Annotated in this window: 21 protein-coding genes; 9 read left to right on the forward strand and 12 right to left on the reverse strand. The window is 42.4% G+C overall.

What is annotated here, in order from left to right; genetic code table 11:
• Positions 1 to 12 precede the first annotated feature (12 nt).
• A complete protein-coding gene (locus AAFF35_RS03915) occupies positions 13 to 1,788 on the reverse strand; it encodes a histidine kinase N-terminal 7TM domain-containing protein (protein ID WP_342331107.1) in 1,776 nt (591 codons plus the stop codon).
• 150 nt (positions 1,789 to 1,938) lie between these two features.
• Here AAFF35_RS03915 and AAFF35_RS03920 point away from each other — a divergent pair, with 150 nt between their 5' ends.
• Positions 1,939 to 2,526, forward strand: a complete 588-nt coding sequence (locus tag AAFF35_RS03920) for a porin family protein (protein WP_342331108.1) — start codon at positions 1,939 to 1,941, stop codon at positions 2,524 to 2,526.
• A 110-nt stretch (positions 2,527 to 2,636) separates the two neighbouring features.
• The gene (locus AAFF35_RS03925; protein WP_074609990.1) at positions 2,637 to 2,918 is read left to right on the forward strand and encodes a hypothetical protein; all 282 of its coding nucleotides are present in this window, start codon (positions 2,637 to 2,639) and stop codon (positions 2,916 to 2,918) included.
• On the opposite strand, the gene AAFF35_RS03930 is transcribed toward AAFF35_RS03925, so the two are convergent.
• The 3 genes from AAFF35_RS03930 to AAFF35_RS03940 form a co-directional block, all read right to left on the reverse strand.
• On the reverse strand, positions 2,896 to 3,834 hold the full coding sequence (locus AAFF35_RS03930) for a YihY/virulence factor BrkB family protein (protein ID WP_342331109.1): 939 nt from the start codon (positions 3,832 to 3,834) through the stop codon (positions 2,896 to 2,898). The genes AAFF35_RS03925 and AAFF35_RS03930 overlap by 23 nt on opposite strands.
• A 124-nt stretch (positions 3,835 to 3,958) precedes the next feature.
• Positions 3,959 to 5,089 carry a 4-hydroxyphenylpyruvate dioxygenase gene (gene hppD, locus AAFF35_RS03935; RefSeq protein WP_342331110.1) on the reverse strand — a complete coding sequence of 377 codons (1,131 nt, stop codon included), beginning with the start codon at positions 5,087 to 5,089 and terminating at the stop codon, positions 3,959 to 3,961.
• A 34-nt stretch (positions 5,090 to 5,123) separates the two neighbouring features.
• Complete coding sequence (locus AAFF35_RS03940) at positions 5,124 to 6,290, reverse strand: homogentisate 1,2-dioxygenase (RefSeq protein ID WP_342331111.1); 1,167 nt, start codon at positions 6,288 to 6,290, stop codon at positions 5,124 to 5,126.
• A 326-nt stretch (positions 6,291 to 6,616) separates the two neighbouring features.
• On the opposite strand from AAFF35_RS03940, the gene AAFF35_RS03945 reads away from it, so the two are divergent.
• Together AAFF35_RS03945 and AAFF35_RS03950 are read left to right on the forward strand one after the other, a co-directional pair.
• On the forward strand, positions 6,617 to 7,615 hold the full coding sequence (locus tag AAFF35_RS03945; RefSeq protein WP_342331112.1) for a fumarylacetoacetate hydrolase family protein: 999 nt from the start codon (positions 6,617 to 6,619) through the stop codon (positions 7,613 to 7,615).
• Between the two features lie 108 nt (positions 7,616 to 7,723).
• Complete coding sequence (locus AAFF35_RS03950; RefSeq protein ID WP_342331113.1) at positions 7,724 to 8,611, forward strand: flavin reductase family protein; 888 nt, start codon at positions 7,724 to 7,726, stop codon at positions 8,609 to 8,611.
• Here AAFF35_RS03950 and AAFF35_RS03955 read toward each other — a convergent pair.
• From AAFF35_RS03955 to AAFF35_RS03990, 8 genes are all read right to left on the reverse strand, one after another.
• The gene (locus AAFF35_RS03955) at positions 8,606 to 9,142 is read right to left on the reverse strand and encodes a C40 family peptidase (RefSeq protein WP_342331114.1); all 537 of its coding nucleotides are present in this window, start codon (positions 9,140 to 9,142) and stop codon (positions 8,606 to 8,608) included. The genes AAFF35_RS03950 and AAFF35_RS03955 overlap by 6 nt on opposite strands.
• A gap of 61 nt (positions 9,143 to 9,203) precedes the next feature.
• Positions 9,204 to 9,905 carry an SDR family oxidoreductase gene (locus AAFF35_RS03960; protein ID WP_342331115.1) on the reverse strand — a complete coding sequence of 234 codons (702 nt, stop codon included), beginning with the start codon at positions 9,903 to 9,905 and terminating at the stop codon, positions 9,204 to 9,206.
• Positions 9,906 to 11,684 carry an aromatic amino acid hydroxylase gene (locus tag AAFF35_RS03965; protein WP_342331116.1) on the reverse strand — a complete coding sequence of 593 codons (1,779 nt, stop codon included), beginning with the start codon at positions 11,682 to 11,684 and terminating at the stop codon, positions 9,906 to 9,908.
• A 117-nt stretch (positions 11,685 to 11,801) separates the two neighbouring features.
• Positions 11,802 to 12,287 carry a GtrA family protein gene (locus AAFF35_RS03970; RefSeq protein WP_124579630.1) on the reverse strand — a complete coding sequence of 162 codons (486 nt, stop codon included), beginning with the start codon at positions 12,285 to 12,287 and terminating at the stop codon, positions 11,802 to 11,804.
• Between the two features lie 2 nt (positions 12,288 to 12,289).
• Entirely contained in the window at positions 12,290 to 14,218 is a 1,929-nt protein-coding gene (locus AAFF35_RS03975; protein WP_342331117.1) for a sulfatase-like hydrolase/transferase, read from the reverse strand.
• A 147-nt stretch (positions 14,219 to 14,365) separates the two neighbouring features.
• Positions 14,366 to 15,889, reverse strand: coding sequence for a glutamate synthase-related protein (locus AAFF35_RS03980; RefSeq protein ID WP_342331118.1), 1,524 nt, complete (start codon positions 15,887 to 15,889; stop codon positions 14,366 to 14,368).
• Positions 15,890 to 16,216: 327 nt separating this feature from the next.
• Positions 16,217 to 16,906, reverse strand: a complete 690-nt coding sequence (locus AAFF35_RS03985) for a CAP domain-containing protein (protein ID WP_342331119.1) — start codon at positions 16,904 to 16,906, stop codon at positions 16,217 to 16,219.
• Positions 16,907 to 17,036: 130 nt separating this feature from the next.
• Positions 17,037 to 19,517, reverse strand: coding sequence for a TonB-dependent receptor (locus tag AAFF35_RS03990; protein WP_342331120.1), 2,481 nt, complete (start codon positions 19,515 to 19,517; stop codon positions 17,037 to 17,039).
• 665 nt (positions 19,518 to 20,182) lie between these two features.
• Between AAFF35_RS03990 and AAFF35_RS03995 the strand changes: the two genes are divergently transcribed.
• The 5 genes from AAFF35_RS03995 to AAFF35_RS04015 are packed head-to-tail and all read left to right on the forward strand — an operon-like array spanning position 20,183 to position 26,093.
• Entirely contained in the window at positions 20,183 to 21,292 is a 1,110-nt protein-coding gene (locus AAFF35_RS03995; RefSeq protein ID WP_342331121.1) for a porin, read from the forward strand.
• 19 nt (positions 21,293 to 21,311) lie between these two features.
• Complete coding sequence (locus tag AAFF35_RS04000; RefSeq protein WP_342331122.1) at positions 21,312 to 22,742, forward strand: anion permease; 1,431 nt, start codon at positions 21,312 to 21,314, stop codon at positions 22,740 to 22,742.
• A gap of 10 nt (positions 22,743 to 22,752) precedes the next feature.
• Entirely contained in the window at positions 22,753 to 23,430 is a 678-nt protein-coding gene (locus AAFF35_RS04005) for a succinate dehydrogenase cytochrome b subunit (RefSeq protein WP_342331123.1), read from the forward strand.
• Positions 23,421 to 25,337, forward strand: coding sequence for a fumarate reductase/succinate dehydrogenase flavoprotein subunit (locus AAFF35_RS04010; protein WP_342331124.1), 1,917 nt, complete (start codon positions 23,421 to 23,423; stop codon positions 25,335 to 25,337). Before AAFF35_RS04005 ends, AAFF35_RS04010 begins: the two co-directional genes overlap by 10 nt.
• A gap of 12 nt (positions 25,338 to 25,349) precedes the next feature.
• On the forward strand, positions 25,350 to 26,093 hold the full coding sequence (locus tag AAFF35_RS04015) for a succinate dehydrogenase/fumarate reductase iron-sulfur subunit (protein WP_342331125.1): 744 nt from the start codon (positions 25,350 to 25,352) through the stop codon (positions 26,091 to 26,093).
• Positions 26,094 to 26,132: the final 39 nt, after the last annotated feature.

The raw sequence follows: 26,132 nt of genomic DNA on the forward strand, positions 1-26,132 counted from the left end.
CTTTTTCTGTGATTACCCCATTCCTGATGTGGGTTCAATAGGAATAAACAGGTGGAAGGTGGTGCCTTTTCCGAATTCGCTTTCTACGCTAATGTGGCCTTCATTCCTTTCCATAAATTCCTTGCATACCATTAGTCCAAGGCCGGTTCCTTTTTCGTTCATTGTCCCTCTGGTGGAGATATTATCACCGCCAAATAGCTTTTTCAAGGCCTCTTTTTTAATCCCGGTTCCATTATCAGCAATGGAAAGCAACATCTGTCCCTTCTGATAAACTGCGGTGATGTCAATCTCACAGCCTTCATAACAGAACTTTATGGCATTGCTCAATAGGTTTCGTACCACAATCTGAATCATTAGCATATCTGCGTAGACGATATTTCCCGGAAATACGTCCTGTATAATCTGTACATTTTTTGAGGCAGCAGAAGGTAAATGGTAATTAACTTCATTAACGATCATACTTTTCAAATCAAAATACTCTTTGCTGATGCCATAACCTTTTAACTGGCTTCTCGACCAATGCAGGATATTCTCCAATAAATCTGTGGTATATAAGATGTCTTTGTTGAGTATTGGAGACAGTTCTTTAAACTCCTCAATCGTGATCAGGTTGTTCGAAATCATTTTGAGAACTTCAGACAGGTTTACCAATGGACCCCGTAAGTCATGGGCAATGATTGAAAAGATCCTGTCTTTTAATTGATTGAGTTTTTTGAGCTCTTCAGTTTGCTGTTGCGATTTCAGCGCTTCCTGCTTAAAATGGGTGAGGTCCTGTAATTTAATGATGGTCGCATCATTATTCAGCCGGTTCTCATCGAGGTATAAGATGTCAGCTTCCAAGTCAACAGGACCAGACTGACTGTCTATATGCAACTCTATTTTTCCCGACCGATGTGTTTCCAGAAAATCAAAGAAAGCCTTCTGCTGGGGAAAGAGCGCTTCAATTTGTGTCCCAATGATCTTTTTACTGTTCGGGTTCGTCAGGTATTTTCTGAAAGCGTTGTTATAGTCAATCACCCGGTTCTTTTTATCGATTACCAAAAAGCCGTCCTGAATTAGATCGAGTACTTTTTCTCTGGCAATCGGCAATACATCAAAGAGCTTGAACCTGTAGATCGCAATGGCGATGAAGAAAATCGTTGCCGCGAAAGAAAAAGGAGTAAGGTCTAAATTTCCAACCGGACGGAATCCCAGGATATAGGCAATATTCGTTATCCATGGAATGATTGCTGCGATGACGACACTATAATTTTGACTTTTATAGATCGGATCAGCTTTGCGAAAGGTGGCAATTAATAAATAGCTGCCGAAGCCGAGTAATAGATAGAAATATCCGGTAAACAATTTATAAGAGATCCCCGGTACAATGTATACCATTGGAAATTCTCCCGTTTTATCCATGTAGTAGTCTTTATAATGCAAGTGATGGAAGCTATTTGTCCAGACCAGCAGCAGAATTGTTACCGTGACCCCAATTAAAATAGAAATATTTAAAGGGTTTCTGTACCACTTTTCCTTACCTGCTATTTTTAAACAGAATAAAACCCAGCAAAGGGGGAGTGTGGTAATTCCGATATACTCGATGTTGATGAAAAACTTGGCCTGATCTAATTCCGAGCTGGCCAGCTCAAGTCCATATGCCAGGGACCAGATCGCGTTGGATAGCATCATTAAGCCAAATACCTGCACCGCGCCATGCTTTTTTTTATAAGCATACCAGGAGAAAAAAAGCATGATACTCCCGGAGAATATTAAAAATAAGGAGTAGACATTAAATGTAAAATCCATTTAAATAGTAGATGAGAATGCAATTAGTAAGACGCCTCAAATATACCCCATACTTAATGATTGCTAATATAAAACTACGTATTTTAGTTATGAATTAAAAATATTCTTAGTTTTACATCACAGTTATCCATATCAACTTATCATCAAATTATGAAAAAAATAATCTTATCTGCATTATTCATCTGTTCTAGCATGATGGCTTTTAGTCAGGTGTTACCTAGTTTTCAATTCGGACTAAAAGGTGGTGCCAACCTTACAAAATTTAGCACCAAAGGTACTTTTGACAGCGAAAACAGAGCAGGATATTATGGTGGTGTCTGGGCGCGTATCGGTGCTGCAGGAATTCACCTGCAACCGGAGCTTTACATCTCAGGAAAAAATACAACTTTAAAAGACGATGCTGGTGTAGAGAATAAAGTCAACTTTACCAGTTTGGATATCCCGGTTTTGGTCGGTACAAAAATCGGAGCAGCAGGTGTTGGTATTCGTTTAAATACTGGTCCTGTGGTTTCTTTTATCTTGAATAAAGACCAGTCTATCGGTGATGCAACAAGCTCAGCACTTAAAGGAAACTTTAAAGATCAGAACTTTGCATGGCAGTTTGGCGCTGGATTAGACATCAGCAAATTAGGCATCGACCTGAGGTACGAACAAGGTCTTTCTAAAATTGGAAAAGACGACTATAATGCTAAAAAACTAGGTCTGTTTACTTTAGGATTGGCTTACCGCTTATTCTAAAAACAAAAGTTTTCAACATTTTGTTGAAAAGGGGTGAGCATCAATTGCTTATCCCTTTTTTTGGCTTTAAAATTGACAGTATCATTCTCCCTAACTTAATTAATACGACTATGAATATCAAAGAGTTATTATTAAACGGAAAGAGCTTCTCTGAGCTCCTAAAACAGTTCTCTATCGAAGCTGATGATGTTAGAATTCAGGACGAAGATGTCATCTTGTCTGACCAGATTTTGAAACACCAGGAAGTGGTAAAGGAAAGCATTTGTATTGAAGGAAAAAATAAAGAAGGAATCGTGAACTTTTTCGGAACCCTTCATTATAACTTATTGAGTAAGCTGGCTGTATTTGAGATGCAGGGATTTGAGAAGATTACTTCTCCTCAGGTTTGTTAGGATCCTTGATCACCTCTTTGATTTCGTAATTGAATGTGCCTTTAATTGGGCGTATGGGAGTGTTTTTGTCGTCACTCAGCACTTTTACATAGCAGGAGCCGAAATAAAAAATGAAAGAAGAATAGAATACAAATAACATGATCAGGACGATAGAGCCTGAAGTTCCATAAATATTGCCTATCCCGCTCAGGGGCAACATAATCCTTAAAATATACTTTCCTGCCGTAAATAAGATCCCCGTCAGGATGCCTCCATGAATCGCTGATTTCCAGGTCGGACGTCCATTCGTCAGAAAACGGAACAAAACCGAAAACCAAACCGTCACAATTACCACAAATAAAGCCTGGTTTAATACCGAAAGAAAGAATTTTCCGAAGGTAGGGGCCGCATTATTGAGGTATACCCCAATAATCGCCTGAACACTATCCGTCAGCAGGCCGACAAAAAACAAAAGACCCGCCAGCAGGATGATGACAAAAGAACGTGCCCGGAGTTTCATGTTAAAATAGAAACCTGCTTTATCCTTGATTCCGATCGACCAGATCTGGTCCATGGAATTCTTAATCACTGCGAACAGGGTGGTGGCCACAAAGATGAAAAAGATAAAACTCAATACCGTCGCGTACCACTCATGATCAACACCCCTTATGTTTCTTAAAGTCTGCCGGATCTGAAGGGTACTGCTATCGTCCAGCACACTGCCCAGGCGCTCAAACAAACGGTTCACCAGGGTTTTCCGGTCCATAAAAAAGCCAAACAGCCGGATCAGGATAATGAGAATAGGAGGGATGGCGAAATTGGCAAAAAAAGCAGTTGCTCCTGCAAGACGTAAGGGATCATTCTTTTTGAACAATTTAAACGCTGCACTGAAACGCGTACAAAATAATGAGATTCTGCTGATGCTGTTAATTTCCATTCCCCTCAGATTGCCTAGAGGCCCGAAAATAGCTAAATTTTTTATATCTGAAGGTGATGTAACATAAAAAAGCCAGTACTGTATTACAGACTGGCTTCGTTTTATGAATAATAATGGTCAGTTTTTATAAATTTCCTCTCAGCTCCTGCTCACGTTCTAATGATTCGAATAAGGCTTTGAAATTACCTGCACCAAAAGATTGTGCGCCTTTTCTCTGGATGATCTCAAAGAATAGTGTCGGACGGTCCTCTACCGGTTTGGTGAAGATCTGCAACAGATAACCCTCTTCATCACAATCTACCAGGATGCCCAGTTCTTTCAATTGCGCAATCTCCTCGTCAATTTCTCCTACGCGCGTTGGCATCATGTTGTAATAGGCTTCAGGGGGTGCACTTAAAAACTCAACCCCTCGAGATTTTAAGTCCCTTACAGTAGACAAAATATCTTTTGTCGCTACTGCAATGTGTTGCACCCCTTCGCCTTCATAAAACTCTAAATATTCTTCAATCTGCGATTTCTTCTTTCCTTCGGCAGGCTCATTGATCGGGAATTTGGAGAAACCGTTTCCGTTGCTCATTACCTTACTCATCAGGGCAGAATATTCGGTATTGATCTGCTTGTCATCAAAAGAAAGAATGTTGACAAATCCCATCACTTCCTCATACCATTTCACAGTTTCGTTCATTCTGTTCCAGCCTACGTTTCCTACGCAGTGGTCAATGTACAAAAGACCAGTCTCTTTTGGTGCGTAATCGCTTTTCAGGTCCTGAAATCCGGGCATGAAAGTACCCGTATAATTTTTACGTTCAATGAACATGTGGATGGTCTCGCCATAAGTATAAATACCCGACATCCTCACTTCTCCATGTTCATCGGTTTTTGTTACCGGCTCCATATAAGGTTTTGCACCACGTTTGGTGGTTTCCTCAAATGCGCTGTAGGCATCATCCACCCAAAGAGCAAGAATTTTTACCCCATCACCATGTTTTTTGACATGTTCTGCAATCGGGCTGTCCGATTTCATGGCGGTAGTCAGTACCAACCTGATTTTTCCTTGTTGTAAGACATAAGAAGCGCGATCGCGAACGCCTGTCTCTGGTCCTGCATAAGCTAAGGATTGAAAGCCAAATGCTGTTTTATAGTAATGTGCAGCCTGTTTTGCGTTTCCTACATAGAACTCTATGTAATCCGTTCCGTTGATCGGAAGGAAATCCGGTGCTTTAGCAATCTTTTCTGCAAATGTTTGTGTACTCATAATTAAATATTTTTTTAAAACACTGTTTATCTGATTATTCTACGTTATGTTGCCAGCTTTTATGATAGCTTTCATCCTCAATCTTTATGGCATCTTCTGTTAGCATTAAAGGACGGAAAGGATCAATCATGACGGCCAGCTCCTGAGTGCTCTCCTTACCGATTGATTTTTCTACCGTTCCCGGGTGCGGTCCGTGAGGAATTCCACCCGGATGTAAGGTGATTTGTCCTTTTACCACGCTTTTTCTGCTCATAAAATCCCCGTCTACATAATACAAAACCTCATCACTGTCCACATTGCTGTGGTTGTATGGTGCAGGAATGGAAAGTGGGTGGTAATCGTATTTACGTGGAACGAAGGAACAGATCACAAAGTTATGTCCTTCAAAAGTCTGGTGTACGGGAGGTGGTTGGTGTAAACGACCGGTAATCGGTTCAAAATCGTGGATAGAAAAAGCCCATGGATAATGGAAACCGTCCCAGCCTACAAAATCAAAAGGGTGTGTCCCATAAGTATAAGGGTACATCAAACCTTGTTTTTTGATCAGCACTTTGAAATCGCCGACTTCATCAATGGTCTCCAGGTCGGTAGGGCGTTTAATGTCGCGCTCACAATAGGGAGAATGTTCCATTAGTTGTCCGTATTCATTTCTATAGCGCTTTGGAGAGCGGATCGGACTGAAACTTTCGGTAATGAAGAGTCTGTTGGTCTCGTCATCAAATTCCATCTGATAAATGGTTCCTCTGGGGATCACCAGGTAATCTCCATAAGCAAAACGGATTTTTCCGAAGCCTGTTTTTAAGGTTCCGCTGCCTTCGTGAATGAAGATCACCTCATCTGCCTGACTATTTTTATAAAAATAATCGGTCATCGATTTTCTCGGCGCTGCCAGGGAGATGTGCAGGTCACTGTTCACCAATACCGGTTTCCTGCTTTCCAGGTAATCGTCTTCCGGTTTCACATTAAATCCGATTAAGCTCGTATGACGCAGGTGTTTCTCACGGGCGATTTTAGGCTCTACAGAATAAGGTTCCCCAAGGGATTTTACGATGGTTGGCGGGTGACAATGGTAAACCAGTGAATATAAGCTTGAAAACCCTTCAGTAGAAACTAGTTCTTCTGCGTATAAATTGCCATCTGGTTTTCTAAAAACGGTATGGCGTTTCGCAGGAATGGTTCCTAAGGTATGATAAATAGGCATAGCAGTAGGTTAATTTGGTTAGAATAATATATATTAATAACGATAAAACGTGGAAAACGTTTTATAAAAGCAGCGGGAAAAGCTAAATGGAGTATTGAGCAAAAATGATCTTGGAAAGCATCGCATACCGGAACGCAGCCAACGCTTGTTTGGCGACTTGATTTTGATATGTGAGGTGCTGTATCATTTTGTTTGCGTCAGCTAAATTAAGGAATAAATCCAGTAATCAACAAACAATAAAAGAGATTTAATGGAGATAGTTTTTTTATAGCCATGGTTGCTGTAATTTTATATAGCTTTGAACAACTACATAAAAAACTGAGCATATGAAGCTGGTATCCTATAAAACAGAAGACAGAGAACACCTGGGTGTTTTTGTAAACGGACATATTTATAATCTGAATTCATGCGACAAGCAATTGCCGAATGAGATGAATGCTTTTTTAGCGGGCGGAGAGGAATTGATGGACCGTGCAAAAAAGATTGATGCACAAATTAAATCAGGCGAGATTGAACCTAAAGAAGAAGCTTTCTATGAAGTGATCGCTCCTGTACCGCATCCGACTTCCTGCAGGGATGGATACGCTTTCCGTCAGCATGTTGCTGCGGCGAGAAGGAACCGTAAAGTAGATATGATTGCTGAATTTGATCAGTATCCTATCTTTTATTTCACCAACCACAATGCCATTCAGGGCCCTGGAGAGATCGAATGTATGCCCGATCATTTCCAAAAGCTTGATTTTGAGCTGGAAGTAGCCATTGTAATTGGTAAAAAAGGAAGAAACATTACTGCTGCAGAAGCTGATGAGTATATCGCAGGTTATATGGTGATGAACGATATGAGCGCAAGAACCCTTCAAATGGAGGAAATGCTCTTGAATTTAGGCCCGGCCAAAGGAAAAGATTTCTCTACCGTAATCGGTCCATGGCTGGTTACTCCGGATGAATTAGAGCAATATAAAGTGTCTGCTAAACCTGGTCATACCGGAAATGCGTACAACCTGAAAATGACTTGTACGGTAAACGGAGTAGAAGTATCTGCTGGGAATATGGCCGATATGGACTGGACTTTTGCAGAGATCGTAGAACGTTGTGCTTATGGCGTAGACATTCTGCCAGGTGATGTGATTGGTTCAGGAACCGTAGGTACAGGGTGCTTCCTGGAACTGAACGGAACCGGATTACTGAACAATCCTGATTTCAAACCACAGTGGTTACAGGATGGTGATGTCGTGGAAATGGAAGTTACCGGACTTGGACATTTAAGTAATATCATTAAAAAAGTGGATACAGATTTCTCTATCCTTGCTTTGAAGAAAAAATAAAACCATTCCCGTAAAGCGCAATCCGCTTTACGGGATTTCATATGCCCTGAAAATATCGTCTTTCCTAAAGTTAAGAACGATGTTTTCAGGGCTTTTAAACAAAAGAATATGCTGACTATCGACGTCGCCGAACTTTCCCCTGCTCAGTTGCAGAATTACATGCAATATGCCATTGCTCCAAGACCGATCTGCTTTGCCACTACCATTGATAAGGATGGAAACATCAACCTGAGCCCTTTCAGCTTTTTCAACATGTTTAGTACCAATCCTCCTTTGTGTATCTTTTCTCCTGCGAGAAGGGTCAGGGACAATACCACTAAACATACTCTGGAAAATGTATTGGAAGTAAAAGAATGCGTGATCAATATTGTAAACTATCCGATGGTTCAGCAAATGAGCCTGGCCAGTACAGAATATGCAAAAGGAGTCAATGAGTTTGAGAAATCAGGCTTTACCATGTTGCCTTCGCAATTGGTCAAACCACCAAGAGTGGCAGAAGCCCCGGTACAAATGGAATGCATCATCAGGGAAGTGATCCATCTTGGAGAAAACCCAGGTGCAGGAAATCTGATCCTGGCGGAGGTAAAACTCATCCATATCAAAGAAGAGATCCTGGATACGGATGGAAAGATTGATCAGGCAAAGATAGACCTGGTGGCCCGTCTGGGTGGCGACTGGTATTGCCGTGTCACACCGGAAAACCTGTTCAAAGTAGCTAAACCTTTAACCACACTGGGCATTGGCGTAGACGCTTTGCCTTCGGCAGTAAGAAACTCGCATGTACTGAGCGGGAATGACCTTGGTATGCTTGGGAATGTGGAGCATTTGCCTTCTGCGGATGAAATAGATGCGATCAGGGATACAGAACCTGTGAAAGAAGTGTTGGATGCCACCATCGGCGATGCCAATAACCGGGAACGCGAACTCCATGAACTGGCCAAACAATGGTTAAAAGAAGGAAAAGTAAATGAAGCGTTAAAAGTGGTCCTGTTATAAAATGCTGACTATTTTCATGAATCGTTTTTTATAAAAACCTTCATTTAAGCTCGTAATCGTCACTCCTTTTTTACTACCGGAAGAGGAGTGAATGAATTTGATCTCATCGCCGTCTATCGAATAAACGATGCCGACATGGCCAATCTTACGGACCCTGCTGTTCGTCCCTGTAAATAAGATCACATCGCCTATCTGTGCATCTTCCAGGTTTTTAGCTTCGCCTCTGGAGGCAAATTCTCTGGAAGAACGGGGCACTTTAAAACCGAAGTTCTGAAATACATAACTGACAAATCCGGAGCAGTCAAAACCTCTCTTCGGGTTACTGGAAGCATAACGGTAAGGAATTCCGATCATGGATTTGGCAAATTCTAACAGCCGGTTGGTAGACTGCGGCTTACTGGCAGGCATTGCCGGCGTAATTTCCATCAGTTTGGAAACCAGTTCTTTGTATTGAACAGGAGTCGTGTTTTGCGATCTTGCTGCAAACATACTAAATGAAAGAAAGAGGGAAATGATGATGCTTTTCTTCATAAGGATGGGCTAAAGGTATTAAAATATCTTTAGCCCGTTTATAATGTTGATAACTTGATGATTAAGGGGTGGTTACGGCTACAGGAAGCACTTTTCCGTTGAAAAACTTATGTCCTGTCCTTGCGAAGTCGGCCACATACTTGCCCATTTCGAAAGCCATCACCGGAGATTGATACCCTGGGAATGCCTGTTCCAGCATCTCTGTCTGTGCTGAACCCAGCGCCAGGCAATTGACTTTTATTCCCGTATCTGCCAGTTCAAAAGCCAGACATTCTGTTAAGGTATGCAAGGCTGCTTTACTCGAAGAATAAGCCGCAAGTCCCGGAAATTTAACACTTCCCTGGAAGCCGCCCATGCTGCCGATATTCACAATATGACTACCTGCAGTCATTAACGGAAGCAGGTGCTGGATCATGTTAAAATGTCCCGTTACATTGCTCTCGAACATCTCGTATAAATCTTCCCTGCTCGTTTCCAGAAAAGGTTTATTGATCAGTGAGCCTGCATTGTTAATCAGAATATCTACCGTACCTAGCCGTTCCTTTAAAAAAGGGAGGAGTGCGGCATAATCATCATTTACAATGTCAAATTCTACCGGAAGTAATACACAGTCAGGATTTATCCCCCTTGCAATTTCCAGTAGTTTGCGCAGTTTGTCCGCAGAGCGGGCAATACATACGATTTTGTTGTCTTTATTCAGTGCAAATTCCAGGGCAGCTTCAAAGCCTATTCCGCTACTTGCACCTGTTAATACTATATTCATCTAATCTTCTTCAGTAATCAATTGACTTACCGGGTTTTCAATCACATGTAAACCATCTGTGATTAATTTACGGTAATCTGCTTCATTTGCAGCCTTTAGCTCCAGGTAGTCCCGCAACTCCTTCTCGAACGCTGAATCCAGCTTTTTATGATAAATAATCTCAAGAATTTCTAAGGTAGCCAACCAGTCGGAACGGTGTTCTGTTTTTAGTTCTTCAAATAAAGAAACACATTTTTCGTAATCTCTTTTCTCCTGTCTGATGGTACGAATCGCTTTATAGATGTCGTGCAGCTTTTGAGTTTTCTCATCGTAACTCACCTTATGTGTCTGCTGCTCACTGATATGGGTGATCTCTTCGTAAGCATCTTTATCAGCCGCCCCGTTAAATACAGAGACGATTTTCTCGCCGATAGCCATATCATAAGTACCCCATTCCGGTTGGAACAGCACATTGCCATTACTTTCTTTCACCGTACAATCCTCAAATGCGATCAGGACTGTTTTTCCGGCGTGCTGAATAATTTCCTTTACTGTTCCTTTCAGCTGAATTCCACTGTCGAAAGTCAGATCTGCAACTTGTCCGGTTGCAATGCCCAGGTCCTGAAGCTCAGTAAGGCTCAGGCTTTCCAATACAAGACCATTTAAGCGGCCAACAGGGGAGGAGAATCCATCTTTATGGTAAAATTTACCATGTCCCTCCAGTTGTTTATGGTCTACCGCCAATGCCGATGGACCTGTTGTTTTTATAAAAGTAAGTTCATCTGCAGCATCGATGCCCATGTCGGTAAAAATACCTGTCACCTGTAAACCGGAACTGTAAACTGCTGTTGCCGGATTTTTACATTCTATTGCTTTTGACAAACTTTCCGCACCTCCGCGTCTGAAAGCCATCGTATCAGCATATTGTTCTAAAACGTCGATCAGGTTTTGGAAAGTTGGGGTCACAAATAACTGCGGCTGCGGCTTGGTGATGTCATACTGTGCATTAATGGCATCTATGGTATACCATTTCTTTTCCACATCATCTTTCATGCAGCTCGAGCTTTCTCCGATAGAGGACAGTAAACCTGCGCCGTAAATCTTAGGCTCTTCCAGTGTGCCGATCAGTCCGTATTCCACGGTCCACCAATGCAGGCGGCCCAGCAGTGCCATTTCAGAAGGCTCTCCCATATTCTCGGCCACCACCTGTAAATGTTTTTCTGCTTTTGCGACTTCCTGTTCCGGAGCATCCGCAGATTCCTTTAAAATGGAAAGGTTACGAATCGCTTCATAAAGTTCAAAATCCTTTGATGAAAACATCGCTTTAGCCCCGATAGAGCCGAAATAGCTCAGGTAACTGTTATAATCTGCGTCTGCGATAATTGGCGCATGTCCTGCCGACTCATGGATAATATCCGGAGCTGGTGTATATTCAATATGGTTAATCTGACGAATGTCTGCGGCAATCACCAATACCCGGTAAGCCTGGTACTCCATGAAAGCTGCAGGAGGAATAAAACCATCTACGGTAACTGCTCCCCAGCCTATTTTGCCGAGGTTATCGTTCATGGTTTGTAAATTGGGAATATACTCAATGCTCAGGCCTGCACGTTGCAAACCTTTAATGTAAGGGTAATAGGCCACCTGTTTCAGGTAGCTATAGTTCTGGCGCATTACATAGCGCCAAACTGCCTGATCGATTGGCGTATATTTTTCGTAATGCTGCTCTACAATAAATTGCCTTAAATGCTTCGGAAGCTTAGCTACTTGGGGATTGTTAAAGTCATTAAAATCACTCATTACGTGTGTTGGTTAGTGTTGAGCCCAATATAAGAAAATCTATGTCTTCCCCTTAAAAAAATGGGGATAGATTTCAGAAAAATAACGCGAAAGAGACAAGTTGTACAGTTGTTGTACTTATTTTCTGACCTTAAATGTAAAGTACTTTTGAGAGAAATAACTGAATACTGTAAGGACCACAGTAATGATAATCTTTGAAATTGTCGGATAAAAACCAAAGGCTTCTACCAGCACTTTTAGCATGGCAAGGTTTAGCAGAATGTTCGTTACAAATACAGAACCATAGCGGAAGAGCTGAATCCTTCCTTTGAGGTTTGACTTGGTAAAGATCAGGTACTTATTGAGGATAAAACCGATGCAAAAGGTGATTAAAGATTCTATGGCCAGTGCTGCTACCGGAGCAGTGATCAGTTTGGGAAGAAAAGGAATGGAGAGCTGTACATCCTTTTGATGTAAAATCCAGTTATAGGCAATATAATACACCACAATTCCCGATGCTGCAGTGGTACTTCCCGACACGAGGTACCGGAAAGTATGGAGGGATAACCAGCGGGAAAAAGGAGGGTAAAAGAAATCTATTAATCTTAATAACGCTTTACGCATGCTTATTTGAAGGTTAATTTATTCTCTATCATCCTGTTGTTATATTGCTGTCTGAAGGCCTTTAAATTCTTTTCCAGTTTATCTGCGATCAGTGGTTCCTGTTTCAAAATATTATGTTTAACCAGGCGGTCTGTTTTTAAATTATACAAGGCCAGATTTTCCTTTCCATCATTTACCAGGTAGTAATCGCCCATGTAAAAATTGAAAGAACCATCGTTATTGTTCAGGACAAAGTTATCCGTTTTTTTATCAAAAGCATCAAAACCGAAAGAGAAATAAGGTTTATCGTAATGCAGGTAGTTCAATACGGTAGGCATAATGTCTATCTGTTGCACCAGTTTATCCGCTTTTCCTTTCAGTTCTCCTCCCGGACGATAAAATAAAATTGGAATGGAGAAATATCCAGGCAAGTTTTGATATTCAGGTAAATAAGATACCGTCGCATGGTCCGCACAGAGGACAAACAGCGTGTTTTTATACCATGGCATTTTAGAAGCCGTTCTAAAGAAATTGCGCAGCGCCATATCTGTATAACCAAGAGGTTCCTGTACCGGAAGTGGTCCTTTAGGAAATTTGCCAACATATTCATCCGGAAGGCGGAAAGGATGATGAGAAGATAAAGAGAAGAAACTCGCAAAGAATGGTTGTTTCAGCGTGTTCATCTCATTCGCCATATACTGCATATACGGATCATCCCAGATTCCCCAGGTGCCATCAGAATCGCCTTTCTTCTGGTACTCATTTTGTCCGAAATACTTTTTGATGCCTGCAAGGTGAGTATAAGACGAGAAGCCCATAGAGCCGTTTGGTGCGCCATGAAAAAAGGCCGTCTCATATCCTTTCTCTCCTAACAATTGGGCAATACTCGTGGTTTTATTGCCGGAATAGATAGAAAGTACGAAAGGCTCATTGATAGAAGGGATTCCGGTAATTACAGAGGGTAGGGCATCTATGGATTTACGTCCGTTGGCATAGGTATGGGTAAAGGTATAACTTTCGCCCACAAGCGAATCCAGGAAAGGGGTATAACCTTTATACTTGCCGCCCAATAAGTCTTTATTTAAGCTGCCTACATGCTCCTTGCCCAGGCTTTCAATAATCAGAAAGACCACATTCAATTTTTTAAAAGCAGCGGTATCTGCTGGCTGATGTATCGGGTTGTAAATGGCATTCAGCGTTTGTTCATCGTAATAATTTATAGGTTTTAATTTGGAAACTCTAAGTGTTCTGATGATTGAGAAAGGGGTGTTGAGCACCAGGCTCATTTGATCCGGAGTATCTACAAATTCTCCGGCATTGCTTAAGGTAATCGGTCTGGTGCCGAATCCCCATCCACCACGTACGCCTGTGATACACATTAAGGCGATTGCAAATAACAATGCCGTATGTAAAAGGTAGACTGGCCAGGTAAATTTGACGGTATTTTTAACCTTTACCAATTGATAAAGTTTGTTAAAAGCCCAGATGAAAACCGCAAGGAGCAGCAACAGGTACCAGTAATCCTTTAAAAAGTCTACAAAGAGCTTAAATTTATTCTGCTCATTGCTGAACTGACCGAACACTGTTGCAGTCGTTCTTTTTAAGGTGAATTTATAATATACAAAATCAATCAGATTGGCGATGATGCCAAGGCTGTTGGTGATCAGAAACAACCATTTACAAAACTTTTGAAAACCTTCATGATAACGGAACGGGAAGGGGATCAAATGAAGCAGGATGTAAATTGCATTGATATAGATTAGGGCAGAAACATCAAACTTAAGGCCACCCCAGAGCATATACAGATATTTCGGAAAAGTAATGTCCTGAAAAAGTCCCTGATTAAAAAGGTAAAATCCAATTCTGCAGAGGGTATATAGCAACAGCAATATCAGGAAGCGATAGGCCAATACCAGATAGAGGTTGAGCCCTGTAGTGTCTTTTCTTTTCAAAGTTTTGATTTTAACCTTGCAAATTTAAGTATTGATAATGATTTATTGATGTTTAATTAACAGGCGTAATGTATATGGAATTAGAAAGGCCATCTCCATTTTGCAGAAGACAGCCTTTTTTATCAATTTGATCCTTCTGGAATTTACCTAAGAGAAATAGATCTCTTTGAAATTCAGGGTTTTTGTCGTGTCGATTCTTCTGTTAAAACGTTCCGGTTTAATTTCTGAAAGGGTATCAAAGCCACAGGCTTCCATGAGTTCTACTGTTGCGTGGACGGTGTTTTTATGGAAATTTGCTACCCGGTGTTTTTTGTCAGTTACGTCGATTCCTTTGAACAAACTCTTGTCCTGAGTCGCAATACCTACCGGACATTTACCACTGTCGCATTTCAGGGCCTGAATACAACCTAAGGCCATCATCATTCCTCTGGCACTGTAGCAGGCATCTGCGCCAAGGGCGACCACCCTCATGATGTCAAATCCGGTGATGATCTTTCCTGAAGCCAGAATTTTAATATCGTCTCTAAGTCCGTATTTCTTTAAAGTAATGTTTACAAATGAAAGGGCATCCAATAAAGGCATTCCCACGTAATCTGTATATTCAAGAGGAGCTGCTCCGGTTCCGCCTTCTGCACCATCTATGGTAATAAAATCCGGAGAGATTCTCGTCAGTGACATGGCTTCACAGATGTCTATAAATTCCTGTTTGCTTCCGATACATAACTTAAATCCTACAGGTTTTCCTCCTGAAAGTTCACGCAGCTGCTGAATGAAACGCATTAAGCCTGTTGCATTGGAGAAAGTACTGTGTGCCGGAGGAGAAAGGATCGTTGTTCCTGCCACCACGTTTCTGATCTCTGCAATTTCAGGAGTGTTTTTCGCTGCAGGTAAAATACCACCGTGTCCCGGTTTTGCACCTTGAGATAATTTCAGCTCAATCATTCTCACATACTCTCTTTTAGAGTTTTTTTGGAATAAGGCCGGATCGAATTTTCCTTCCGCATCCCTGCATCCGAAATATCCTGTACCTACCTGCCAGATCAGGTCGCCACCACCTTTAACGTGATAAGGACTGATTCCTCCTTCGCCGGTATTGTGGGCAAAGCCATTGAGGTTGGCCCCATTGCTTAAAGATTGGATGGCTGTTTTGCTCAAGGCACCAAAACTCATCGCACCAATGTTCAGGATGCTCAGGTTGTAAGGCTGTAAACAGGCTTGTCCACCTACTTTTACGCGCAGGTCCATATTGTTTAATTTCTTAGGGTAAATGCTGTGTGATACCCATTCATATCCTTCCTGATAAGGGTCTACCTGCATTCCAAAAGCAACGGTTTCTCTTTCATTTTTTGCCCTTTGATAGACAATAGAGCGTTGGCGACGGTTAAAAGGTTTTCCATCCAGCTCTGATTCGAAGAAATACTGGCGCATTTCAGGCCTGATGGATTCAAAGAAATAGCGTAAACGGCCAATTACCGGGTAGTTGCGCAATACGGCATGTTTCGACTGAAAGCGGTCGTAGGCCAATGCAGTCACTAAAATAACCGGCAAGGCGATCAATAGGTGGAATGCAGATTTTTGATAAAATGCATTTACGATTAAAGCGACAATGCCTAGTAAGGCGATCCAAAGAAATACTGTTCCAAGTATAGAACGAAATTCTTTTTGTTTCATAAATTGAGGATAAATAAAAGGAAAATGGTCAGACTGATAGGAACTTGATTTAAGAATCGTATACCTTCAGCATGATTTAAATAGTGATTTGGATAAATGAACAGGCCCCTGAATCAAAGAAATCTTATGTCGGAAGATTCGGGGCAAAGAGAATAAAATCTCTACAGGTACTCTGAAAGGCAAAGCCAAAGGCGTAATTGTCTCTAACATATCGGCGGAAACGCCTATACACCGTTATATATTTACCCTCACTTGCTTTCATCCGGGCAAAGCTCGGCACCTTTTTCATCAATTCAAAGCAATTCTAAGTTATTTAATTGTAAATAATTATTCCGGAAGGGAGACGAAGTCTATTACTGCACAATAACGGTAACGCTTATGGGGTTGGATACTCAAGCCTACCGTGTTTAGTTTTGAGGAGGTGTTCAGGATGAGCTTTCTATGGCCAAGGTCTGCAACCCCCTTGTCGAGCAGTAACATACATACGTTGGATAAGCCGGAGGTAAATCCAAAGGCCAGGCATTCTCCGTTTGATTTATTGGGATATACCCTTCCTATGCGTTGCTGAACGGTACGCCCGTCTTTAGAATTATGTCCCGCAAAATTATTTCTGTTCAGGTCTTTTGCATGTAATTTAGCCACGTTGCTGAGTGCTTCGTCCGGCCAGAATACCGGAAAATCCTTAACCCTCTCGAGATCTCTGCGCAGACTTCTGTAATAACTGTCGTTCCTGTTCACCTTTACTTCATTGTAATTTCCGTATTGCTGCATTTGCAGGTTATGGGCGTCGACAAAATCCTGAAAATAGGTGTCGAAAAATTTAGCGCCATCCATTCTTGCCAGGTTCATGTAAATGACCATATCTTTTTCCTCAGCGGTCAGGTAATCCACATCGCCGGCAGTGTTGGCCATTCTTAACTCCTCTTTTGTCCAGCTATCGTCCGGGTCTGATTTTTCGGAAGTACCGGGAGAAAGCAGGGGAAATAAGAAACAAAGGGCAATGGTAATCATTTTCATATGCGCTTTAACGCAAAAAACCGGCCATTTTGTATGCCTGTGTCCGTATTATTTACTGAGGTACAAGATTGCATGTCAAAGAAAAAGGATGTCTTTTTGGGACATCCTTTTTCAATTAAAACGATTGTTTTTAGAATTTATAACTCAGTGTCGTGATAAACTGTCGTGGCGCAATCGGGTTCACACTATAGTTTTCATGAACAAAATAATTCAGTTCATTGGTGATATTGGCTACTTTGGCTAACAAGGAAAGCTTTTTCCAGGAATAGCCGGCGGAAAGGTCGAAGGTGGTAAAAGCACCTAGTGGGATAATTCCTGATGAGGTTCCTGATTTATTGGTATTTCTTCCACCATTACGATCTCCGGTATAGTAGGCAGAAGCCCCTAATTTAAGTCCTTTAAGATCTCCGTTCTGAAGGGTATAAAACAAGGAAGCATTGGCCGTGTTTTTTGTTGTCCCTACCAGACGTTCTCCTTCTTTGATTCCTCCCGGAATAATTACTTTTCCGGTATTATCTTTTGTTTCTTCTAACGTTTTCGTATAACGCATGAAGTTATAGCTGTATCCTGCCAGAAAGTTCAGTCCTTTTACAATGGTACCTGTAATGTCAAGTTCTAAACCATCACTTGCGGTCTTTCCGGTAAATTCTTTCCTATTGGTATCTGAATTTGGCATTCCCTGAGCGTCGAACAATGCGGTTTGCGCAAACTTGTTGTTGAGGATTCTATAAACGGTAAGATTTGCAGATAATCTGCCATCCAGAAAGTCATTTTTAATGCCCGCTTCATACTGATCAATAATAGATGGATCCATTGGCGCATTGGTGTTGATGTCAAGACCAGCGTTCGATGTGAAATTATTGGCATAGCTTAGGTAAACAGAGGTTGTTTTAAAGGGCTCGTAGATCAAGCCAACTTTAGGTGAAAAAGCACTTTCTGTTTTTGATTTATCTATTCCATTTTTGTTGATCGTTTTTTCTCCGGTCAGGTAATTTGTGGTGGCCGTCCTCGGTGTCTTTTGGAAGGTGTAACGAATTCCTGCCAATACTTTAAACTGATCCGTTAATGCAACTAAATCCTGTATAAATGCACCCATTCTGTAGATGGGTGTTTGGGTATCTGAAATTAGCGGAGTTTCAGGCAGGTTGTTATTGGAAGGGATATTAAAACTTGATCCGTTAGTGATGTTCACCTGATCATAGTATTTGCTTTTAGTAACAGGATCGGTCAGGTTATTGGGAACGGTATATCCATAAGCCTTGGTGTTTGACTGATCTGCGTCAGCGCCAACCAGGATGGTATGTTGTATATTTCCGGTTTTGATTGATCCATTTAAATTAATCTGCTGATTGAAAGTAGATTCTTTGGTCTTTGAGCGGGTAAGTGCACGGTTCCAGGTTCCATCTTCAGCAGCAAAAGGACGTTCCGAAGAAAAGTAATTCCTATTATAGGACTGAAGAGCGGCAATTACGTTTAATTTCCAGTTGTCGTTGAATTTATGAGTCACATTTGCCTGAGCTGTGGTCGTATTGGTTTTATTGTATGCCCATTGCGTGTTTAGGAATACATTTCTTCCAATATTTTGAGGAAGCTTATTTCCAACAGTACCGATTCCGAAATCAGGAGTAAAATCGCTTTTCAGGTAATCTCCCTGAATGAGGATTTCCGTGTTTTTACCTGCATTATATAATAGGGAAGGATTTACATACACTCTTTTGGAGGTCACATCATCTCTGAAACTTCCCGCATTTTCGTAGTTTCCAATTACGCGGAAGGCAAGGTCTTTGGCAATTGGTCCATAGATGTCTGCAGTTGGCTTATAGAGATCATAGCTTCCGGCACGCATGGAAACCTCTCCACCGTAGTTAAATTTAGGTTTTTTAGTGATCATGTTGACCACCGCTCCACCTGAAACGCCACCATATAGTAAGGCTGCACTTCCCTTTAATATTTCTATGGATTCCAGTGTGCTTGTTTCCGGCATGCCACCAGTAGTTGTACGGGCACCGTTTTTAAATACATTGTTTGTACCAAGGGCATAACCACGTGCATAAAAAGTTTCTCCATTAACACCACCGCGGTTTGCACCGAAAGCGACGCCGTTTACGTTTTTCAAGGCGTCACTCAGTCTATTCATCTGCTGATCTGCAATCGTTACACTGCTGATGAGCTGAACAGCCTGAGGAAGATCTCTTGGAGCGATCGCAATTTTGCCTAATGTAACAGGTTTAAGATTCTGACTGTTAGTACCGGCAATGATCACCTCCGTTAATTCGGAGGCGCTTTCCGATAGCGTAAACTCAATTTTAGAGGTCTGTCCTTCTATTACCGTTACTTTTTGAGATTGTACCTGTAAACCTACATAAGAGGTTTGTAAGGTGTAATTACCAGGTTTTAAATTATGAAAGCTAAAAGTTCCGTCTTCTTTTGTCAGGGTTCTTCTATTGTTTTCTACAATCTGAACGTTAACATATCCGGCAGGTTTTCCGTCATTGGAGTTTACTGTTCCGGTAATACTTCCCCTTGCCGGGGCCGATGCAAGTTGTGCAAATGTGTTTACAGATAGAAGAAATAGCACTGTAATGCTGAGTAGTTTGTATAGTTGTTTCATCTGGTTATTTAGACTTAATCTAAGATTCGGCAAATGTACTTTCTGATTTTGATATGACCAAATTAATTTGGATTAATTTTAAATAGAGCGGACTTAGGTAGGTTTAGGTTCATTTAAATGGCATTAAAGGAGGTTTGTTGAAATAATTATAAAAATATTTTGGTGGAGATATAATAATCTGAGTATAGGAGCGTCTATATATGTGAGAGCGTTAATTTAAACGGGGAGGCTTCGGACGAGGCTTCCCCGTTTTCCTTTAATAGGATTCCTGCTGATCGAAGCTGATGATCCAGCGCTCCGTCAACCAATCTACTTCTGTAAAAAATTGCTCCTTTATTATGATTTCTGAAGAAGGAATTAAGGAGGACGAACCTTTTTTTTTGAAAAAAATAAAACATTTTCTGTTTGAGGTTTGTACTCCTATTGTTCAGATTGATCAAAAGCGCCATTCTCGTGTGTCGTAACTGCTTTTTAGAAAATATGAAGCTAAATCAATTTTATGAAACTACTGCGGGGAATACCTTGGTGATCAACGGAAAATTCAGAGATCCCAATCTTTCTGTCAGCTTTTTTTCATATGAATGAAAAAAGAATCTCAAATAAATAGTAACTTTCAATAGGTAGTCGCTACTGTTTGAGTTTTTTCATCCCTTAACTTAAATATCATGAAGCCCAATTTAACGCTCCTTTTCCTCCTTTGTATACCTTTTTTCTCAAATGCCCAGGGGATTGATATTCCGGTCACCTCGAAAACGAAACTCAACTTTTCCGGAATGCTGCAAAGTCAATTCAACTATTCCCTGGACGATGATATTGACATTAAAGGATTACACCATTCAGGTGATGAGCAGGTTGCCCATAATTCTTTTTCCGTTAAAAGAGCGAGGTTACAACTCAATGCTACGATCAGTGACCGCATCAACGCGGTTATCCTGGTGAACTTCGGTGACTTTACCGGAAACCCGCAAAATAAGGTACTAGAAAACGCCTTTATCAAATACAGCATCAATGACTATGTAAACTTCCAGTTCGGTCAGTTTCGCCCGCAGTTCGGACAAGAAGACAACTATCCGGTAGATTTTGTACAGTCTATAGATTATTCCAATCAGTATTACCTGTTTGGAGGCAACAGCTGGCAGAGTTTCCAGATTGGCGCCAGTTTCTCCGGAAAAATCAAAGACATTGCGGTTCCTATAGAATACTCGATCGGAGTCTTTAATGGCAATAACCGGAATACCGTAGACAACGACGATGGAAAGATCTTTCCTGCAAGACTGGTATTTGGGCTGAGTAAAGAAACGCATTTGGGCATCAGTGGAGGAGCTGGAAAAAATATGGGGCAGAAGATCTGGGCATATGGATTAGATCTGGACTATAAAAAGCAACTCAATGAAAAATGGTGGGTAAAATTCACCTCAGAATATAAACAGGGAATCAATAGCCAGGAATTCTTTAACCAGACCACGCCCGTTATTCCGGTCAGCAGATATGCCATGCGGGGAATCTATGTCTTGCCTAACGTGAGTTACAGTTTTAAAAATACCAGGCTGAAAGACCTGGAGTTCGCCTTTCGTTATGAATATCTGGATGCCGATTTTAAGCAATCCGGGAATGCCAGACAAACTTACATTCCTATGCTCAGCGCTTCTTTTGCAGAGGCCTATGCGATCCGTGTTCAGCTTGGGCTGATGATGGACCGGTATCAAAGAAATATTCCAAACACTACATCATACCATACTAACCGAGTGATTTGCCAGGTGCAGGCACGCTTTTAAAGACCTTAAAACAATAGCTATGCAAGAAATTAACTACAAAATGATGCTGGTTACCCTAGCCTTTGGGCTGATTATCTGGTTTTTGCCCATCCCAGACGGTGTTAAGCCGGAAGCATGGCATCTGCTCGCCATTTTTCTCGGAACGATCCTGGGCATCATCCTGAAAGCAGCTTCAATGGGAACGATGTCGATGATCGCAATTGCCGCAGTGGCCTTGTCGGGGGTTCTTGCACCGGGAAATCCGGGTAAATCCATCACTTTAGCTTTGAGTAGTTTCGGAGATAAGGTGATCTGGCTGATTGGAATTTCCTTTTTTATCGCCCGTGGCTTTATTAAAACCGGATTGGGGAGCAGGATCGCCTATCTTTTTGTCAGGGTTTTCGGTCGCAGTTCTTTAGGATTAGGTTATGGACTAGGGCTGGCAGACCTGGTGCTTGCACCAGCCATTCCAAGCAATACGGCCCGCGGAGGAGGGATTATCTATCCCATCATGAAGGCGATGGCTTTAAACTTCGGCTCCATCCCCGAACAACCGGAAACACATAGGAAACTGGGCGCTTATCTCAGTTTGAATTGTTACAACATCAATCTGGTCACTTCTGCCATGTTTCTTACCGGCACGGCAAGTAACCCGATGTGTCAGAAATTTGCGGCCGACCTTGGCATCCACATCACCTGGATGTCCTGGATGTGGGCAGCCATTGTTCCGGGGATCATCTCGCTGATTGCAGTGCCTTATATCTTGTACAAAATATATCCACCAGAGCTCAAAAAAACAAGTGGTGCGACACAAATGGCGGCGGAGAAACTGAAAGAAATGGGGGCGGTGACAACGAATGAATGGCTCATGCTGACCGCTTTCGTGGTCCTGCTTTTTCTATGGATTACCGGAGATTTCTTTAAAATTGATGCGACAACTACCGCTTTTATCGGCCTGGTCTTCTTATTGCTTTCCAGGGTGCTGACCTGGGAGGACGTGAAAAGTGAAAAGGGAGCATGGGATACAATCGTCTGGTTTTCGGCATTGGTGATGATGGGAAGCGCCCTGAATCAACTGGGCTTAATACCCTGGTTTAGTAACCTGGTGAAAGCCAAAATCGGCGGAATGAGCTGGACCATGGCCTTTCCGATCATTATCCTGGTTTATTTCTATAGCCATTATCTTTTTGCCAGTGCTACGGCACACGTGGCTTCCATGTATGCGGCATTGCTGGGCGTAGGAATAAGCATTGGGATTCCACCGATGCTACTGGCTTTATCCCTTGGTTTTTGCGGTGGAATTTTCGGAACATTAACCCATTATGGACATGGTCCGGCACCTGTATTTTTTGGCAGTACCTATGTCGAAGTCAAGGATTGGTGGTCGCGAGGATTCGTATTAAGTATCTTTTTCCTGATCATTTGGATGGGCATCGGAGGTCTTTGGTGGAAAGCGATTGGTTTATATTAAATTAAATAGAATGAAAAGTACTTTCTCTACCCTGATGCGGAAAACGCTGATGGCCTTAACGGGATTATTTCTTTGCTTTTTTCTGGTGATTCACCTGTTGGGAAACCTGCAGTTGTTATTGCCGGCAGTACAGGCAAAGGAAAGTTTTAATAGCTATTCTCAATTGCTCTCGGGAAATATTTTCATCAAGATCATTTCCTATGTTTTATATACTTCCCTGATCGTCCATTGCCTGGACGCCCTGGTGATCACCCTTAAAAACCGAAAAACAGCAGGTAAATATGCGGTTGATAAAAGAGGGGCATCGAGCAAATGGTATTCCCGGAACATGGGAATCCTTGGCACATTGATCCTGATCTTTCTGGTTTTTCATTTTAAAGATTTTTGGTATCAGTATAAATTTGGTACACTGCCAACAGATGAGTATGGCCATAAAGATTTGTATACCATCGTGATCGCCGCCTATCAGGACTGGTGGTATGTGCTTTTTTATGTGCTCTCTATGTTTGCATTGGGGTACCACCTTTTACACGGTTTTTTCAGTGCGGCACGCTCTCTGGGTGTTTACCATCCAAAATACGTTTCCTGGATCAGGATCTTCGGCAGGGGTTATAGTTATGTCATCACAGCAGGGTTTGCGATTATCCCAATTTACGTTTACTTAACTCAGCATGTATCATGGAACTAAATGCAAAAATACCTCCCGGCCCTTTAAAAGATAAATGGAGTTTTTATAAAGACCACGCAAGATTGGTTAATCCTGCGAACAGAAAGAAGTTGGAGGTGATTGTGGTTGGAACGGGACTTGCCGGAAGTGCTGCGGCTGCATCACTTGCGGAGATGGGGTATAAGGTTAAATCTTTTTGTTTCCAGGATTCTGCAAGAAGGGCCCATTCTGTAGCAGCCCAGGGTGGAGTAAATGCCGCCAAGAATTATAAAAATGATGGAGATAGTGTGTACCGTATGTTTTACGATACGATTAAGGGAGGGGATTTCCGTTCCCGGGAAGCCAATGTTTACCGTCTGGCGGAATGTTCTGCACAGCTGATCGACCAGGCCGTAGCGCAGGGGGTGCCTTTTGGCAGGGAATATGGCGGCTATTTAAACAACCGTTCCTTTGGCGGTGTCCAGGTGAGCAGGACTTTTTATGCCAGGGGACAAACCGGACAACAGTTGTTGTTGGGCGCTTATCAGGCATTGATGAGACAGGCTGCGGCAAAAACGGTGACGCTCTATACGCGTCATGAAATGCTGGATCTGGTCTTGGTAGATGGAAAAGCCAGAGGGATCATCGTCAGAAATCTGGACACAGGAGAAATTGAACGCCATAGCGCAAATACAGTGATTCTGGCTACGGGAGGCTTCGGGAAGATCTATTATTTATCCACCCTTGCGATGGGCTGTAATGCATCCGCCATTTGGCGTGCACATAAGAAAGGGGCATTCATGGCCTGCCCAAGCTGGACCCAGGTTCATCCAACCTCGCTTCCGCAGTCCGGCGATTACCAGAGCAAACTGACCCTGATGTCTGAATCGCTCCGCAATGATGGCCGGATTTGGGTGCCATTAAAACCGGAAGAGAAAAGAAAGCCAAATGACATTCCTGAAGATGAACGTGATTATTACCTCGAACGCCGGTATCCTGCTTTTGGAAATCTGGCCCCCCGGGACATCTCTTCCAGAGCGGCCAAAGAACGCATCGATGCCGGATTTGGGGTAGGGCCACAGTTAAATGCTGTTTACCTGGACTTCTCTAAAGCGATCAAAGAACAGGGAAAAGAAAAGATAAAAGAAAAATATGGGAACCTGTTTGCGATGTACCGTAAGATTACGGACACAGATGCCTATTCAGAACCTATGATGATCTCCCCGGCAGCGCATTTTTCTATGGGTGGATTATGGGTCGATTATGAACTGATGACTACCATTCCGGGCTTATTCGCCCTTGGTGAAGCCAATTTTGCAGACCATGGTGCAAACCGTCTTGGGGCAAACTCGCTGTTACAGGCTTGTGTGGATGGTTATTTTGTTGCGCCCTATACGGTTTCTAATTACCTCGCAGGAGAGATTCACGCGGAGAAACTGGATGCGGATGCGCAGGAGTTTATAGATGCCGAGGTCCGGGTGAGGGCACACTTAGGGAAATTATTGGCGATAAACGGAACTAAGACCGCGGATCATTACCATAAAACCCTGGGTAAACTGCTGTATGATTATTGTGGCCTGTCCAGAAGTAGGGAAGGATTGGTATACGCCATTAAGGAAATCAAAAAACTGCGTGAAGATTTCTATGAGCACCTTAAAGTTCCTGGAACAGAAGAAGAAATGAATGGAGAGCTGGAAAAAGCAGGCCGGATCAGCGATTACCTGGAAGTGGCAGAACTGATGTGTCAGGATGCTTTAACAAGAGAAGAGTCTTGTGGCGCCCATTTCAGGGAAGAATATCAGACCCCGGAAGGGGAAGCCTTGAGAAATGATGAGGCGTTTTGTTTTGTATCCGCCTGGCAATGGCAGGGGGAGGACAAGGAGGAACGACTGGTTCCTGAACCGCTGCATTTCGAAAACGTGGAATTAACCGTAAGAAGTTACAAATAATCAAACCGGAAGATGAAGATCAATTTGAAAATATGGAGGCAGACTGATGCCGGAAGCCCCGGCAGATTAGTGGATTATGAGCTGGATCATGTGATTCCTCATATGTCTTTCCTGGAAATGATGGATACGCTGAACGAACAACTCATCTTAAGTGGAGAGCGGCCGGTGGAGTTCGATCACGATTGCAGGGAAGGCATCTGCGGTCAGTGTGGAATGATGATCAATGGGCGTGCACATGGGCCAATCCCGCACCTCACGACCTGTCAGCTGCACATGCGGGAATTCAAAGATGGGGATACGATCTATGTGGAACCTTTCCGCGGCAAAGCTTTTCCGGTAAAAAGAGATTTGCGGGTAGACCGCTCGGCATTCGACCGGATCATTATGGCAGGAGGTTTTGTTTCGGTAAATACGGGACAGGCGCCGGAAGCAAATGGAATTCCGATAAGCCATGAACAGGCAGAATCGGCCTTTGACTCGGCAGCCTGTATCGGCTGCGGTGCCTGCGTTGCCACCTGTAAAAATTCCAGTGCCGCCTTATTTACTGCAGCAAAAATTGCCCATCTGGCCAAACTGCCACAGGGAAAGATAGAATCCAGGAAGCGGGTACTTTCTATGGTGGAGCAAATGGATATCGAGGCCTTTGGCCATTGCACGAATACTGAAGCCTGTGAAGTGGAATGTCCTCAGGATATTTCTGTGCTTAATATTGCCAGAATGAATTGGGAATATACGCTGAGCAAAGTTTTAAAATAAAAAACCGGTGTTATTTTTTAACACCGGTTTTTTTAGGAG

The sequence above is a fragment of the Pedobacter sp. FW305-3-2-15-E-R2A2 genome (genome assembly GCF_038446955.1).
Lineage (GTDB): Bacteria > Bacteroidota > Bacteroidia > Sphingobacteriales > Sphingobacteriaceae > Pedobacter.

Excerpts from the sequence above, each read along its gene's own strand:
- AAFF35_RS03930 (WP_342331109.1), bottom strand. The coding sequence starts at position 3,834 with ATGGAAATTAACAGCATCAGCAGAATCTCATTATTTTGTACGCGTTTC.
- AAFF35_RS03925 (WP_074609990.1), top strand. The coding sequence starts at position 2,637 with ATGAATATCAAAGAGTTATTATTAAACGGAAAGAGCTTCTCTGAGCTC.
- AAFF35_RS03985 (WP_342331119.1), bottom strand. The coding sequence starts at position 16,906 with ATGAAAATGATTACCATTGCCCTTTGTTTCTTATTTCCCCTGCTTTCT.
- hppD (WP_342331110.1), bottom strand. The coding sequence starts at position 5,089 with ATGAGTACACAAACATTTGCAGAAAAGATTGCTAAAGCACCGGATTTC.
- AAFF35_RS03915 (WP_342331107.1), bottom strand. The coding sequence starts at position 1,788 with ATGGATTTTACATTTAATGTCTACTCCTTATTTTTAATATTCTCCGGG.
- AAFF35_RS03995 (WP_342331121.1), top strand. The coding sequence starts at position 20,183 with ATGAAGCCCAATTTAACGCTCCTTTTCCTCCTTTGTATACCTTTTTTC.
- AAFF35_RS03920 (WP_342331108.1), top strand. The coding sequence starts at position 1,939 with ATGAAAAAAATAATCTTATCTGCATTATTCATCTGTTCTAGCATGATG.
- AAFF35_RS04010 (WP_342331124.1), top strand. The coding sequence starts at position 23,421 with ATGGAACTAAATGCAAAAATACCTCCCGGCCCTTTAAAAGATAAATGG.
- AAFF35_RS03990 (WP_342331120.1), bottom strand. The coding sequence starts at position 19,517 with ATGAAACAACTATACAAACTACTCAGCATTACAGTGCTATTTCTTCTA.
- AAFF35_RS04015 (WP_342331125.1), top strand. The coding sequence starts at position 25,350 with ATGAAGATCAATTTGAAAATATGGAGGCAGACTGATGCCGGAAGCCCC.
- AAFF35_RS03945 (WP_342331112.1), top strand. The coding sequence starts at position 6,617 with ATGAAGCTGGTATCCTATAAAACAGAAGACAGAGAACACCTGGGTGTT.
- AAFF35_RS04000 (WP_342331122.1), top strand. The coding sequence starts at position 21,312 with ATGCAAGAAATTAACTACAAAATGATGCTGGTTACCCTAGCCTTTGGG.
- AAFF35_RS03955 (WP_342331114.1), bottom strand. The coding sequence starts at position 9,142 with ATGAAGAAAAGCATCATCATTTCCCTCTTTCTTTCATTTAGTATGTTT.
- AAFF35_RS03965 (WP_342331116.1), bottom strand. The coding sequence starts at position 11,684 with ATGAGTGATTTTAATGACTTTAACAATCCCCAAGTAGCTAAGCTTCCG.
- AAFF35_RS03970 (WP_124579630.1), bottom strand. The coding sequence starts at position 12,287 with ATGCGTAAAGCGTTATTAAGATTAATAGATTTCTTTTACCCTCCTTTT.
- AAFF35_RS03960 (WP_342331115.1), bottom strand. The coding sequence starts at position 9,905 with ATGAATATAGTATTAACAGGTGCAAGTAGCGGAATAGGCTTTGAAGCT.
- AAFF35_RS03940 (WP_342331111.1), bottom strand. The coding sequence starts at position 6,290 with ATGCCTATTTATCATACCTTAGGAACCATTCCTGCGAAACGCCATACC.
- AAFF35_RS03950 (WP_342331113.1), top strand. The coding sequence starts at position 7,724 with ATGCTGACTATCGACGTCGCCGAACTTTCCCCTGCTCAGTTGCAGAAT.
- AAFF35_RS04005 (WP_342331123.1), top strand. The coding sequence starts at position 22,753 with ATGAAAAGTACTTTCTCTACCCTGATGCGGAAAACGCTGATGGCCTTA.
- AAFF35_RS03980 (WP_342331118.1), bottom strand. The coding sequence starts at position 15,889 with ATGAAACAAAAAGAATTTCGTTCTATACTTGGAACAGTATTTCTTTGG.